The following is a 13,213-nucleotide window of genomic DNA, read 5'->3' as shown; positions in this document are numbered from 1 at the left end:
TTTTCACAAATACTAAGTAGCGGGTGTGGCGGAACTGGCAGACGCACTAGACTTAGGATCTAGCGCCGCAAGGCGTGGGGGTTCGACTCCCTTCACCCGCACCATTTTTATTTTCATACTAGCGGAAGTAGTTCAGTGGTAGAACACCACCTTGCCAAGGTGGGGGTCGCGAGTTCGAACCTCGTCTTCCGCTCCATATACTTCTTAAGTGCCGGGGTGGCGGAACTGGCAGACGCACAGGACTTAAAATCCTGCGGTAGGTGACTACCGTACCGGTTCGATTCCGGTCCTCGGCACCATTTTTCATAAAAACTGAATTTTGCGCCCGTAGCTCAATTGGATAGAGTACTTGACTACGAATCAAGCGGTTAGAGGTTCGAGTCCTCTCGGGCGCGCCATTATTTTTAATCATCGGGAAGTAGCTCAGCTTGGTAGAGCACTTGGTTTGGGACCAAGGGGTCGCAGGTTCGAATCCTGTCTTCCCGACCAGTTTTTATTTTATCCCTTTTAAGGGGCCTTAGCTCAGCTGGGAGAGCGCCTGCCTTGCACGCAGGAGGTCAGCGGTTCGATCCCGCTAGGCTCCACCAACAATTTATAAAGATCCAGGCGGCCTAGCTCAGCTGGCTAGAGCGTACGGTTCATACCCGTGAGGTCGGGGGTTCGATCCCCTCGGCCGCCATCTTTAAGGACCTTTAGCTCAGTTGGTTAGAGCAGACGGCTCATAACCGTCCGGTCGCAGGTTCGAGTCCTGCAAGGTCCACCACTTAAATATTATTCGGAGGTATACCCAAGCCCGGCTGAAGGGATCGGTCTTGAAAACCGACAGGGGAGTCAAATCCCGCGGGGGTTCGAATCCCTCTACCTCCTCCATTTTCACTAAGTGTGTGGTACAAGAAACAAATAAACACTCTACATAATTAAATCGCGAATAGAAAGATTTCACTTTCTATAAAGTAACCGCGAGGGTGGAGCAACGCAGCTGTACGAAGACAGCAAGTAACATCGAAGCAGGCGAAGCCGATGCAGATGTCCACTAAGCCATAAGCGTAGAAGCAATAGTGTCTATAACATAATATTAGCGCGGGGTGGAGCAGTGGTAGCTCGTTGGGCTCATAACCCAAAGGTCGCAGGTTCAAATCCTGCCCCCGCAACCAAATGGTCCCGTGGTGTAGCGGTTAACATGTCTGCCTGTCACGCAGAAGATCGCGGGTTCGATTCCCGTCGGGACCGCCATTTTTATTAAAGTATTTAGAATTGGAATAAGCAAAGAAGGTCGCGGAAGCAAAATGAGTGAGTAAAGGAGCGTACTAACGTACGTGACTGAACGAACGAATGAAGCTGACGAAGAGATTCGAATCTTAGTACAATTCAATTGTGGCTCAGTAGCTCAGTCGGTAGAGCAAAGGACTGAAAATCCTTGTGTCGGCGGTTCGATTCCGTCCTGAGCCACCATTTTTATGCGGGTGTAGTTTAGTGGTAAAACCTCAGCCTTCCAAGCTGATGATGAGAGTTCGATTCTCTTCACCCGCTCCATTTTATTTGTGGGCCTATAGCTCAGCTGGTTAGAGCGCACGCCTGATAAGCGTGAGGTCGATGGTTCGAGTCCATTTAGGCCCACCATTCCGAAGTAGCTCAGTGGTAGAGCAATCGACTGTTAATCGATTGGTCGTAGGTTCGAGTCCTACCTTCGGAGCCAATCTGGGGAAGTACTCAAGTGGCTGAAGAGGCGCCCCTGCTAAGGGTGTAGGTCGGGCAACCGGCGCGAGGGTTCAAATCCCTCCTTCTCCGCCAGATTATTTCGGCCCCTTGGTCAAGCGGTTAAGACACCGCCCTTTCACGGCGGTAACACGGGTTCGAATCCCGTAGGGGTCATTTAAAAAGATGCGCTATCTTCGGGATAGCGTGTTTTTTTATGGGCAAATGTCGATTTATGGCGAATTATAAGAATTAATAATTTCCTAAGGTTAGTGAATGTGAATTCCACATATTTACTAGCATTTTTCTTTTTACATAGTATGTAGCAGACAGGATCTTTTGGACTACGAAGAAGAATGCATCCAATTTTGTATTCGGTTAACCAACCAATACGAGAGGTATCTTTATCAAGCACCTGCTTTGTTCATGAATTCCTATACTAATCACAAAAAATCGCAAGTGCTCAATTGTTGGCACTTGCGATTTTTACTGTTTTATAGCAAATAACTAATCAATAATCCTAGTCCTAATAAAAAACCGAATATCGTATTCGTTAATGCAGTATCTTTCATAGCTGGCGCCACTTTTAATGGGGCTTCGTGTGCTTTAAAGGTTTCTATCGCATGAATAGGTTTTTTCACGCCTAAGATCACTAGGAGTGCCCATGGCGTTAAGAATCCTAGAACTACTAAACCAATAATCCATATATAAGAAACACTGAACAATCCTAGAAGTACATTTACTGCACGTTTTCGACCGATTAATATGGCCATTGTTTTTCGACCACTTTCTTCATCACCTACAATATCACGAATATTATTCGATAACATAATAGCTGCTACAAGTAACATACTTGGTATAGATAGTAATAGTGCCATTGTTGTAATCTCACCTGTTTGAATAAAGAAAGCAATCAAAACAATCAGCATGCCCATGAATAGTCCAGAGAATAATTCACCAAAAGGCGTATAAGCAATTGGGAATGGACCGCCTGTGTACAAATAACCGATCGCCATGGCAATTGCTCCAACTACAGCTAATAACCAAGTAGTCTCCATACAAATATAGATACCTATTAGAATGGAAATGAAATAAAGTAGCAATGCTAATTGCATAACTGTTTTTGGTTTGACACCATTTCGAACAATGGCCCCGCCAATTCCTACAGATTTTTCATTATCAAGACCTCTTGCAAAGTCATAGTACTCATTAAACATATTTGTTGCCGCTTGGATGAGTAAACTTGCAAATAACATAGCGAAAAATAGAGGCCAATGTATATTTGTAACAGATATTGCAATCATAGTGCCTAAAAATACTGGTGCAAATGCTGCTGTTAGCGTGTGGGGACGTGTTAATTTCCACCAAACACGCCAGCCTGTATCGGCTTTTAAATCGTGTGACATAATGTTTCCGCTCCTTCTTGTGTTTTCACCTCTCTTATTGTACTTCATCCGTATAATTCTGTGTAGATTGTTTGCATATCGAGTGCTGAATCGGCTAGAAAGAGGTATGATAGAATGTAGGATATTGAATGAACTTTACTTTTTGTAAGGTTCTATATACGGAGGGAAACCGGATGAATCGTAAGTACTATACATCCACTGGTTATGGAGTCGAAGAACAATCTTTGACCGCGAACTTTTATACAGAAACAATTGAAGTTAATGGATTATCTTCTATCGCTTTTTTTGAAGCAGGGGAATCATTTAAAGGTCAACGTTTTTATTGGCAAAACCGGGAAAAGACATTTACCTTAGTTGGTCTAGGACATGCACATGTTATTCATAGTGTTTCTGAAGACACTCGCTTTGAAGATGTAGATAAACAGTGGAAAAGTCTTTGTTCTCGAATCGTGAATGAAGAACATGATTTACAACCTATATTATTTGGGGGATTTTCATTTGATCCTGCCAATAAATTACCTTCCGAGTGGGACATGTTCCCTTCGGCTTACTTTACCGTGCCTTCATTTCAACTGGTAATACGTGATGATCGAGTATTCATCAGCATTCATTTAGTGACGAACGAACTGAACTCACGAACTGAATTCGACAAGCTACGTGCTCAGAGAGATGATTTAATTCATGCAGCACAAGTGAAAGAACTTAAACCGTATGCGAAGCCTGTCTTAACAAACATGAATGAACGCTTCAAGGATTTATATCTAGATGCCGTATCACATGTAACGAAATTAATACATTCAGGTGAAGCACAAAAAGTCGTAATTGCACGATCTCTAGCCCTATCATTTGCTGAGGAAGTAAGTTCTCCTTCTGCCATGTATCATGTTTCAAAAGAACAACCAGAGAGTTATCTGTTTGGTCTTGAACTTGATGAAAACTTATTCTTTGGTGCTACTCCGGAACGTTTAGTAAAAGTGGAAAATCAAAAAGCCTTGTCTACTTGTTTAGCTGGTTCAGTAAGACGCGGACACACTGCTTCAGAAGATCAGCAACTTGGTAAAGACCTATTACTCGATGCGAAAAATCGAGAAGAACATCAATACGTGGTCAATATGATTACGAATGTATTTAATCAATATTGCGAAGATGTGAAAGTGCCGAAATATCCCAAGTTGATGAAAATTCGGGATATTCAACACTTGTATACACCTGTTGATGGGTTATTAAGAACTGGAAACGGGTTATTGCAACTTGTTAAAGACTTGCATCCAACGCCTGCTTTAGGCGGTGAACCACGTGGCGATGCAATGAAAATTATCCGGATGGTAGAGCAAATGAACCGTGGTTATTATGCTGCACCGATTGGCTGGATTGATGCCGAGGGCAATGGCGAATTTGCAGTGGCGATTCGTTCTGCATTATTGACTAAAGAAAATGCTTACCTGTATGCGGGAGGTGGAATTGTGGCAGATTCCGATCCGACATCAGAGTATGCAGAAACATTAGTGAAATTTAGACCAATGCTACGAACTCTTGGAGGCAATTTAGATGGATAACCGTACAAACTTAACCGAATATGTTCATACCATTGTTCAATCATGTCTTCAAGCAGGTGTTGTAGATGTAGTCATTAGTCCGGGATCTCGTTCTACACCGCTTGCTTATGCATTTAGTCAAACTACTGCGTTCAATAAATATATGCAAATTGATGAACGTTCTGCTGGATTTTTAGCATTAGGCATTGCGAAAGCAAAGCAAAAACCAGTCGCCCTTCTTTGTACATCTGGAACTGCTGCGGCAAATTACTTTCCTGCAATAGTGGAAGCATATTATGCACGCATCCCACTCATTGTCTTGACTGCAGATCGTCCGCACGAGTTGCGAGGAGTTGGTGCACCTCAAGCGATTGATCAAATTCAGTTATATGGCAATCATGTAAAGTGGAGTGTCGATTTTCCATTAGCTGATGGTCATATGGAAACTCTTCCTTATATTGAGCGGCATATGGGAAGAGCAATTGCTACTGCCAAGACTGCACCAATGGGGCCAGTACATATAAATGTGCCTTTTAGAGAACCTCTATTGCTCGACTTTGATTATGAAATAAAACCATCGACTTACCAGCATTCCATTGTAGGTACCATTATGGCGTCTCCTTCAAGCGTGAAACTAGTGGAAGACGCAATCGTGCAATCCTCAAAAGGTTTATTGATTGTTGGTGAGATATCAGGTGAATTTTCGAAAGATGATTTTTGGGCATTTGCAAAATCAATTCAGTGGCCAGTCATTGCTGACCCACTTTCACAGTTGAGATCAGACATTCCTGAAGATTGTCGCCACTTACTGATTGATCAGTACGATGCAGTATTGAAAAGTGACCACTTCAAAAAAGCTGTGCATCCAGATGTTGTCATTCGTTTTGGAACACAACCCGTATCAAAACCGCTATCACTTTACTTGAAAGCCATTCGACCAGACATCTATATTACAGTTGATGAAGACCCAGCATATCGAGACTCTTTAGGTACGGTGACGCAGCATATTCATTCCGCCCCACAAGTGTTTTGGAACGAAATAAAAAATAGCCAACAAAACGAAACATTAAGCATTTGGACCAATGCGAATGTAATTGCCACAAAGCATATTGAATCATATATCCATACACAACAAGATGAGGGTGCATATGCAGGTATGTTGTTTCAAAAATTAACAACCGGAAGTGACTTGATTGCCAGTAGCAGTATGCCTATTCGTGATGTCGATACTTTCTTTAATCAAACAACTAAAGATATTGGAATTTATGCAAACCGTGGAACGAATGGAATTGACGGTGTCGTTTCTACCGCTTTCGGAATTCAGCTAGCCCGTAAACGACCAGCTACTTTATTAATTGGTGATATCTCATTCCTACACGATGTAAACGGCTTATTGGTCTCTCGTTTTCATGAGACAGACCTAACGATCGTGGTAATGAATAATGATGGCGGAGGCATTTTTTCCTATTTACCTCAATCAACTGAAGAGAGGTATTTCGAAACATTATTTGGTACTCCGACTGGGTTAACATTTGAGTCAATTGCAAAGATGTATAATGCGGAATATTTTCATGTGGACTCAAAAGATTCTTTTAACAATGCTTTAGAAACTACAAAACAGACAGATCTTCGAATAATTGAAGTGAAAACGAATCGTCAAGAAAATGTATTAAGTCATCGTAGTTTATGGGACGCAATCATCGAGGAGTTGGATGGACAATGGAAAAGCTGACGACTAATGTTCGAAGGGTGAAAGTTAGTTATACCATTTTCAATCCAAATGCGTCAGAGACAGTTGTATTTTTACATGGTTTCACTGGGAGCATGAAAACATGGAATCCTATAATTGAACAGATTCCTGGAACGATTAGATGTATCGCTGTTGATTTATTGGGACATGGGGAAACCGATTCACCAATTGATCCTAGTCGCTATCAAATACAACAACAGCTTTTGGATCTACACGAATTGTTTACTTCACTTCAAATGACTAAATTTACGCTAATCGGTTATTCTATGGGAGGTCGAGTTGCATGTGCATACGCCCTCGAATATTCGGACACGGTGAATCAATTAATCTTAGAGAGTGCTTCTCCAGGATTAAAAACACGTAAAGAACGACAAGATCGTATTGTAGCAGATAATAAATTAGCGAAAAGAATCGAAATAGAAGGGGTGGAATCATTTATTGATTTTTGGCAAGACATCCCGCTATTTAAGTCTCAAAAAAAGTTAACCGAGTGTAAGAAACATTCAATCAGACATGAACGAATCCAACAATCGGCTAGAGGCTTGGCAAATAGTTTAAGGGGAGTCGGTACAGGTAAACAACCTTCATATTGGTCATCCCTTGACCAACTAACAATGCCTGTACTACTGATTACAGGAGAACTTGATCAAAAGTTTAATTTAATTGCACAGCAAATGAAAAACAGCATACCAAACGCAGAACATATACAAGTTTCAGCTGTTGGTCATGCAATACATGTGGAAAATCCTGTTCAGTTTGCTACAATAATAAAGAAGCAACTGAAAGACTTTATTTTAGGAGGAAGAGTATGACACGCCAATGGGTTACAGAACGTACATATGAAGATATTAAATATGAAACATATAACGGAATCGCTAAAATCACGATTAACCGTCCGGAAGTGCGAAATGCATTTCGTCCGAAAACAGTAAAAGAATTATTAGAGGCATTTACATATGCTCGTGACGATTCTAAGGTCGGAGTTATTGTATTAACTGGAGAAGGCGAGAAAGCTTTCTGTTCAGGTGGAGACCAATCTGTTCGTGGACATGGTGGGTACGTTGGAGAAGATGAAATTCCACGTTTAAATGTATTGGACTTACAACGTTTAATTCGTGTTATTCCGAAACCAGTTGTTGCTATGGTAGCGGGTTATGCAATCGGTGGTGGACATGTCTTACACGTCGTGTGTGACTTAACCATCGCTGCAGACAATGCCATTTTCGGTCAAACAGGTCCAAGAGTTGGATCATTTGACGCTGGCTATGGTTCAGGGTATTTAGCACGTATCATCGGCCATAAAAAAGCACGTGAAATTTGGTACTTATGCCGACAATATGATGCACAAGCTGCACTTGATATGGGCCTAGTTAATACCGTCGTTCCTTATGAGCAACTTGAAGACGAAACGGTTCAATGGTGTGAAGAAATGCTATCTATGTCTCCAACAGCTCTTCGTTTCTTAAAAGCTGCAATGAATGCGGATACAGATGGTTTAGCTGGACTTCAGCAAATGGCTGGTGACGCAACACTTCTTTACTACACAACAGATGAAGCAAAAGAAGGTCGCGATGCCTTTAAGGAAAAACGTAAACCTGACTTTGGTCAGTTCCCACGTTTCCCTTGATTCATACATTTTTCAAGCTGTCCTTATTATAGGACAGCTTTTTCTAAAGGTGGTTTTTACATGTATCCAAACTGGTTAGTGCAACGTGTCAAAATGACACCAAACCGAATCGCTGTAACTTTTGAAAATAAATCTTGGACCTTTCAACAACTGTTTGATGAGGTGATGGACACAGCAGGTTCTATGAAAACAGCAGGGATCAATACTGGTGATCGAATTGCCCTCCTTTCTCCTTCAAATCCACAATTAATTGTAGGAATCCATTCTTGCTGGCAACTAGGATGTGAAATCGTCCTATTAAATGAACGATTATCAATTGAAGAACTGGGTTATCAAATTCATGATTCACAACCAGATCTTGTATTGATTGATGAAAAATATCGAGAGAGAATTTCCAATCAAAAAGTGTTGTCATGGGATGAGCTCTTGTTGAAAAACCCTAGTACAGTTGACGTAGAAGAAGAGTGGCCTTTGAATAGGACCATGTCTATTATGTATACATCTGGAACGACAGGCCGTCCCAAAGGCGTTAGACAAACGCTAGAAAATCATACAACGAATGCAACGTCCTCCGCATTTAATATGGGCGTCCATCCAAATGATGTTTGGCTATGCACCATGCCGATTTTTCATATCAGTGGATTATCAATTGTCATACGCTCTGTTTTGTATGGAATGGAAGTCAAACTATATACCAAATTTGCTTTAGATCCAATTGTGGATGACTTGGTTAGTGGTAGAGTGACACGAATGTCGGTTGTATCGGTAACATTAGAACGCATTTTACGTGAATTAGAAAAACGTGATGTCAATGTCTCTCCTAAGTTCCAAACGATGCTCGCTGGTGGCGGACCTGTCCCGAGCAATTACTTGGAAAGAGCGATGGAAAGAAATATCCCAATCTTACAAACATATGGAATGACTGAAACATCTTCACAAACTGCCACATTGTCTCCAGAAGATGCAGTGAGAAAACTAGGGTCATCAGGTAAACCATTATTTTTGAGTTTTATTCGAATCGATGGAGCGAACAACCCAAATGAAGAAGGCGAAATTTGCATTCGTGGTGGGCTCGTAACCCCGGGCTATATCGGTCAATATGCAGAAACGCCTTCGCAACATAACGGATGGCTTTATACAGGGGATATCGGATATCTTGATGACGAAGGGTATTTATTTGTCGTTGACCGTCGTTCAGATTTAATTATATCTGGTGGTGAAAACATATATCCTGCAGAAATTGAGAATGCATTAGTCCAACACCCAATGATTCGTCAAGCGGGGGTGTGTGGTTTGGATGATGAACAATGGGGTCAAATTCCTGTTGCATTTGTAGTGGTGGACGAAGAACTCTCATTAGACTCACTGAAGGTTTTTTTACAATCCAAGTTGGCATCCTATAAAGTACCAAAAGCCCTATACATCGTAGATGAATTACCAAGAAATGCATCGAACAAATTATTGAGAAGAGAGTTGAGAGAGTGGTTAACATCCAAATCAAACGAATAACGTTACATCAAGTTCGTGTGCCACTCAAAAAACCATTTATCACTCATTTGCAACATGTTATGGAAAGAGAAAGCATTCTTATTGAAGTTTTGGACGCCGATGGAACAATCGGAGTAGGGGAATGTGTGGCTTTTTCTTCGCCGTGGTATACGGAAGAAACGGTCGGAACTGCGTGGGATGCACTAGAAAAATGGATTATTCCCTCAATACTAAACAAAACATTTCAGCATCCGGATGAATTTGATGAATGTGTCAATTCTATCAAACGCCATAATATGGCGAAATCTTGTGTAAATCATGCTTTGTGGGATGTATATGCTAAAAAAATGAATGTCCCCCTATGGAAAGTAATTGGGGGAAAATCAGCATCAATAGAAGCGGGGATCGTTGTTGCCGTATCCACGGAAAAAGCGATGGAGGCAGACATCGAGTCAGCAATATCGGCAGGGTACAAGCGGGTGAAACTAAAAATATCAGAATCATCCAATCCGCAACTACTAAAAAAAATCATTGCAAAGTATCCAAATACCCTATTTTTTGCCGATGCAAATGGGGATTTTACTGAAAAGACACTGCATGTATTGAAAAGCTTTGATGACAGTGGATTTACATTAATCGAGCAACCATTTTCAGAACAACAAAATAAAATTTCTGCATGCGCTCAAAAAGCCATGCAAACTCCTTTTGCATTAGATGAAAGTATTTCAAGTTTTCAGGACGTGGAAGAAATGATGGAATCGCAATCAGGAAAAATAGTGGTAATGAAGCAAGGAAGGGTAGGTGGTTTATCACAGGCTCTTCGAATTCATCGACGTTGTCTTGAAGGGGATATCCCTGTCTGGGTTGGTGGAATGATTGAGTTTGGGGTATCCAAAGCATTTAATTTGGCGTTTGCATCATTGGAAGGTGTTAAATTCCCTGGAGACTTTAGCTCATCCAGTCACTTTTGGGAACAAGACTTAACGATTCCAACAATTGATGTACAACAAGGAGTAATTTCCCTGCCTTCAATTCCGGGTGTTGGAGTTTCTTGGAATCATGATATAATCGAGCAATTTGTCGTGCGAAAAAAACAATTTAATGAATAAAAAACCCAGGGAATATCGCACATTCCTTGGGTTAACGTTTAATTTGATGATTGTAAGGCTTTTTGTAAAGTCTTTAAATTTTGTTCCATCAATGTGAAGTAGGTTTCTTTTTGATCAATGTCTTGTTTCGTTAATACACCTAGGTTATGCATGGTTAAAGCTTGTGCACCGATTTCGTTTTGGATAACTTTCGCTAAATTAGAAGAAACATTTTGTTCAAATAGTATGGTTGTTATGTTCTTTTCTTTTGCTAGTTTCACAATATCAGTCAATTCTCTTTGTGATGGCTCGTCTTGAGAGTTCAAGCCAGCAACTGCCACTTGTTCAAGTCCGTATGTTGATGCTAAATAACCGAAGGCATCATGAGACACAAAGAATGTTTTATTATCAGAGCTGTCTGCCATTTCTTTAAATGCTTGATCCAACTCGCCCAGTTCACTTACTAGTTCTTCATAGTTTTGAGAATACGTCCCTTCGTTTTTTGGGTCTTTTTCAATTAATGATTTTTTAATGGATAAAGCCAGTTGTTGACTAATTTGTGGTGATATCCAAAGGTGTGGGTCTATTTTTCCGTGACTATGCCCTTCATGACTTTCTTCTTCATTTTCATGCTCTTCTGTATGCTCGTTTTCATTGGCTTGATTACCTGCTTCCAAAGCTTCATCAGATACAGCATCTGCGGTCGCAATCATCGTTACATTTTCACTAGCCAAGGTCTTTTTGGCACTTTCGACAAATCCCTCAAGACCCAGACCAATGTAAAAGAACAAGTCAGCATCTGCTAGTTCCATCATATTTTGTTGTGTGGGGTCGAAAGTGTGTTCATTTGAACCAGCAGGATACACGGACTCGACTTTAACCAGTTTACCGCCGATGCGTTCTGTAAAATATGTAAGAGGGTATACGGTAGTAAATACAGTTAAGCCATTCTGATTTTTGGAGGGGGTGTTTGTAGTGCTCCCACAAGCTGTTAAAAAAATCACAAGTGAGCTAACTAGAGAAAGGATTAATAGTTTTTTCATAAGGAACTCCTTTATAAATAGTAATGATTACGATTTGAAATAAGAACTTTATTAGCATACAAGAAAGAAATATAAAATACAAGGAAAAAGACACAAAAAAAGACCCTATTATAAGTCTTTTTTAAAAATGTTGAAAGTAAAAAGTTTGAGACTACCTCGACCCACGGTTCAAAGTTTTTACTCTCCTAAATTGAGGACACTGAAAAAGTTACCCATTATAGAATGCACTACGAGCCTTCCCGAGTCTTTTCGAGGAAAGGCTCGTTCTTTTAGATTGAGATGACTTTTTCAGTATCCTACTCCTTTTGATTGGGATTTTTGTGGAATAAATTGGTTGGACACGGAGAAACGAAGTTCGAACGGGTAGAAAGTGTTAATGAATAGATAGAAAAAAAGAGGGTAGTCCAGAGTGACGAAATCACCCGAGCATCCCTCGTTTTTTAGAACATGGTGTAGTAGTAAAGCGTCCAAAGCACCTGGAACTCTATAAGGTGTCAGTGAAATTATATAAGCTCTTTAGGTCATGCTGCAGCGATCAACCATCCATAGCGACCTGATAACCTGGATTTGAAAGTAATCAGTATTAGTTCTCAAATACAATAAACGACCTGATGTCATTTAGCTTGGTTTTTCTTATCTTTTTCGGGCCACACTTCTGGAACTGGGTCGTATCCGCCTTCGTCAAAAGGATGGCAACGTAAGATTCGTCTTATCGCTAGATAAAGCCCTTTAAACGCTCCGTGTTTTTCCACTGCTTCCACTCCATAATGAGAGCAGGTAGGATAAAAGCGACAACTAGGTGGCTTCAATGGAGAAATGAACTTTTGATAAAAACGAAATATGCCGATGAATAGATACTTCACTTTAAGTCACTTGGATCTTTATGTTCTGTCGGTATAGGATCGATTGTATGTTCAATCGAATAAGCTTTTTTGGTAGATAGCATGAAAAGCAAAGTTATTCCAATCATAATTAAGATTGCTACAATTATAAAAAATATAAGCATTAAGAAACTCAACTCCATTCACTAGGTTTATTGTAGGCAATTTAGTGGTAAATTGAAAGTATGGGATACAAAATAATACTTAGGAGTGTGAATATTTTATGTCAGCAGCATTAAATAAAGAGTTAAACAAACAGGTGGCTACTTGGTCGGTTATGTATACAAAATTACACAATTTTCATTGGTATGTAAAAGGACCTCAATTTTTCACTTTGCATGCAAAATTTGAAGAACTTTATAATGAAGCAACGTTACATATGGATGAAATTGCTGAGCGCTTGTTAACTCTTGGGGGTAAACCAACCGCAACGTTAAAAGAACATCTCGAATTATCTGATGTAAAAGAAGCAACGGGAGATGAAACCGCCGATCAAATGGTTGCAACGATTGTAAAAGATTTCGATAAAATAATGAAATCTTTGAAAAAAGGAATGGATGAAGCAGCAAAAGACGAAGACGATATGACAGAAGATATACTTAATGCGGTATATCAATCCATTGAAAAACATCAATGGATGCTAAATGCTTTTTTAGGTGATACAAACAACTAACAATTGTAAGCAAATTCCTCCATGGAG

At 40.4% G+C, this 13,213-nt stretch carries 11 protein-coding genes and 17 tRNA genes; 24 read left to right on the top strand and 4 right to left on the bottom strand.

Annotation, left to right across the window (positions count from 1 at the left end; translation table 11 throughout):
* Positions 1–19 precede the first annotated feature (19 nt).
* From GY23_RS15790 to GY23_RS15710, 17 genes are all read left to right on the top strand, one after another.
* Positions 20–104: transfer RNA gene (locus GY23_RS15790), tRNA-Leu, on the top strand.
* A 17-nt stretch (positions 105–121) separates the two neighbouring features.
* A tRNA-Gly gene (locus tag GY23_RS15785) sits at positions 122–196 on the top strand.
* 14 nt (positions 197–210) lie between these two features.
* A tRNA-Leu gene (locus GY23_RS15780) sits at positions 211–299 on the top strand.
* Positions 300–321: 22 nt separating this feature from the next.
* A tRNA-Arg gene (locus GY23_RS15775) sits at positions 322–398 on the top strand.
* A gap of 14 nt (positions 399–412) precedes the next feature.
* Positions 413–489: transfer RNA gene (locus GY23_RS15770), tRNA-Pro, on the top strand.
* 22 nt (positions 490–511) lie between these two features.
* Positions 512–587: transfer RNA gene (locus tag GY23_RS15765), tRNA-Ala, on the top strand.
* A gap of 18 nt (positions 588–605) precedes the next feature.
* Positions 606–679, top strand: a tRNA-Met gene (locus tag GY23_RS15760).
* 7 nt (positions 680–686) lie between these two features.
* Positions 687–763 (top strand) — tRNA-Ile (locus tag GY23_RS15755).
* Positions 764–777: 14 nt separating this feature from the next.
* Positions 778–870: transfer RNA gene (locus GY23_RS15750), tRNA-Ser, on the top strand.
* A gap of 209 nt (positions 871–1,079) precedes the next feature.
* Positions 1,080–1,154: transfer RNA gene (locus GY23_RS15745), tRNA-Met, on the top strand.
* A gap of 3 nt (positions 1,155–1,157) precedes the next feature.
* Positions 1,158–1,233, top strand: a tRNA-Asp gene (locus GY23_RS15740).
* Between the two features lie 143 nt (positions 1,234–1,376).
* Positions 1,377–1,452 (top strand) — tRNA-Phe (locus GY23_RS15735).
* A gap of 7 nt (positions 1,453–1,459) precedes the next feature.
* Positions 1,460–1,533, top strand: a tRNA-Gly gene (locus GY23_RS15730).
* A 10-nt stretch (positions 1,534–1,543) separates the two neighbouring features.
* Positions 1,544–1,620 (top strand) — tRNA-Ile (locus GY23_RS15725).
* 1 nt (position 1,621) lies between these two features.
* Positions 1,622–1,696: transfer RNA gene (locus GY23_RS15720), tRNA-Asn, on the top strand.
* A 4-nt stretch (positions 1,697–1,700) separates the two neighbouring features.
* Positions 1,701–1,791 (top strand) — tRNA-Ser (locus GY23_RS15715).
* A 9-nt stretch (positions 1,792–1,800) separates the two neighbouring features.
* Positions 1,801–1,872: transfer RNA gene (locus GY23_RS15710), tRNA-Glu, on the top strand.
* A gap of 317 nt (positions 1,873–2,189) precedes the next feature.
* Here GY23_RS15710 and GY23_RS15705 read toward each other — a convergent pair.
* Positions 2,190–3,101, bottom strand: coding sequence for a 1,4-dihydroxy-2-naphthoate polyprenyltransferase (locus tag GY23_RS15705; protein ID WP_075620150.1), 912 nt, complete (start codon positions 3,099–3,101; stop codon positions 2,190–2,192).
* Between the two features lie 173 nt (positions 3,102–3,274).
* Here GY23_RS15705 and GY23_RS15700 point away from each other — a divergent pair, with 173 nt between their 5' ends.
* The 6 genes from GY23_RS15700 to menC are packed head-to-tail and all read left to right on the top strand — an operon-like array spanning position 3,275 to position 10,610.
* Positions 3,275–4,657, top strand: coding sequence for an isochorismate synthase (locus GY23_RS15700; RefSeq protein WP_075620149.1), 1,383 nt, complete (start codon positions 3,275–3,277; stop codon positions 4,655–4,657).
* Positions 4,650–6,368, top strand: coding sequence for a 2-succinyl-5-enolpyruvyl-6-hydroxy-3-cyclohexene-1-carboxylic-acid synthase (menD, locus tag GY23_RS15695; RefSeq protein WP_075620148.1), 1,719 nt, complete (start codon positions 4,650–4,652; stop codon positions 6,366–6,368). Before GY23_RS15700 ends, menD begins: the two co-directional genes overlap by 8 nt.
* A complete protein-coding gene (gene menH / locus GY23_RS15690; RefSeq protein WP_075620147.1) occupies positions 6,356–7,198 on the top strand; it encodes a 2-succinyl-6-hydroxy-2,4-cyclohexadiene-1-carboxylate synthase in 843 nt (280 codons plus the stop codon). Before menD ends, menH begins: the two co-directional genes overlap by 13 nt.
* Positions 7,195–8,013: a 1,4-dihydroxy-2-naphthoyl-CoA synthase gene (menB, locus tag GY23_RS15685; RefSeq protein WP_075620146.1), complete on the top strand. Its 819-nt coding sequence runs from the start codon at positions 7,195–7,197 to the stop codon at positions 8,011–8,013. Before menH ends, menB begins: the two co-directional genes overlap by 4 nt.
* A gap of 60 nt (positions 8,014–8,073) precedes the next feature.
* Complete coding sequence (locus GY23_RS15680) at positions 8,074–9,522, top strand: o-succinylbenzoate--CoA ligase (RefSeq protein ID WP_075620145.1); 1,449 nt, start codon at positions 8,074–8,076, stop codon at positions 9,520–9,522.
* Entirely contained in the window at positions 9,495–10,610 is a 1,116-nt protein-coding gene (menC, locus tag GY23_RS15675) for an o-succinylbenzoate synthase (RefSeq protein ID WP_075620144.1), read from the top strand. Before GY23_RS15680 ends, menC begins: the two co-directional genes overlap by 28 nt.
* A 38-nt stretch (positions 10,611–10,648) precedes the next feature.
* Here menC and GY23_RS15670 read toward each other — a convergent pair whose 3' ends face one another.
* From GY23_RS15670 to ytzI, 3 genes are all read right to left on the bottom strand, one after another.
* Positions 10,649–11,632, bottom strand: coding sequence for a metal ABC transporter solute-binding protein, Zn/Mn family (locus tag GY23_RS15670; RefSeq protein WP_075620143.1), 984 nt, complete (start codon positions 11,630–11,632; stop codon positions 10,649–10,651).
* 614 nt (positions 11,633–12,246) lie between these two features.
* Positions 12,247–12,495: a membrane protein insertion efficiency factor YidD gene (gene yidD, locus GY23_RS15665; RefSeq protein WP_075620142.1), complete on the bottom strand. Its 249-nt coding sequence runs from the start codon at positions 12,493–12,495 to the stop codon at positions 12,247–12,249.
* Positions 12,492–12,638 (bottom strand): YtzI protein, encoded by a 147-nt coding sequence (ytzI, locus tag GY23_RS18090; RefSeq protein WP_161487619.1) that lies wholly within the window; start codon positions 12,636–12,638, stop codon positions 12,492–12,494. Before ytzI ends, yidD begins: the two co-directional genes overlap by 4 nt.
* 98 nt (positions 12,639–12,736) lie before the next feature.
* On the opposite strand from ytzI, the gene GY23_RS15660 reads away from it, so the two are divergent.
* The gene (locus GY23_RS15660) at positions 12,737–13,186 is read left to right on the top strand and encodes a Dps family protein (RefSeq protein ID WP_075620141.1); all 450 of its coding nucleotides are present in this window, start codon (positions 12,737–12,739) and stop codon (positions 13,184–13,186) included.
* The last annotated feature ends 27 nt before the right edge of the window (positions 13,187–13,213 follow it).

The sequence above is a fragment of the Paenisporosarcina indica genome (assembly GCF_001939075.1).
Taxonomy (GTDB): Bacteria; Bacillota; Bacilli; order Bacillales_A; family Planococcaceae; genus Paenisporosarcina; species Paenisporosarcina indica.
This window is presented reverse-complemented; position numbering and strand designations above follow the sequence as displayed.

Bases quoted from the DNA above. Each gene is read 5' to 3' on its own strand.
- GY23_RS15705 (WP_075620150.1), bottom strand. From the start codon at position 3,101: ATGTCACACGATTTAAAAGCCGATACAGGCTGGCGTGTTTGGTGGAAA.
- GY23_RS15700 (WP_075620149.1), top strand. From the start codon at position 3,275: ATGAATCGTAAGTACTATACATCCACTGGTTATGGAGTCGAAGAACAA.
- menD (WP_075620148.1), top strand. From the start codon at position 4,650: ATGGATAACCGTACAAACTTAACCGAATATGTTCATACCATTGTTCAA.
- menH (WP_075620147.1), top strand. From the start codon at position 6,356: ATGGAAAAGCTGACGACTAATGTTCGAAGGGTGAAAGTTAGTTATACC.
- menB (WP_075620146.1), top strand. From the start codon at position 7,195: ATGACACGCCAATGGGTTACAGAACGTACATATGAAGATATTAAATAT.
- GY23_RS15680 (WP_075620145.1), top strand. From the start codon at position 8,074: ATGTATCCAAACTGGTTAGTGCAACGTGTCAAAATGACACCAAACCGA.
- GY23_RS15670 (WP_075620143.1), bottom strand. From the start codon at position 11,632: ATGAAAAAACTATTAATCCTTTCTCTAGTTAGCTCACTTGTGATTTTT.
- ytzI (WP_161487619.1), bottom strand. From the start codon at position 12,638: ATGCTTATATTTTTTATAATTGTAGCAATCTTAATTATGATTGGAATA.
- GY23_RS15660 (WP_075620141.1), top strand. From the start codon at position 12,737: ATGTCAGCAGCATTAAATAAAGAGTTAAACAAACAGGTGGCTACTTGG.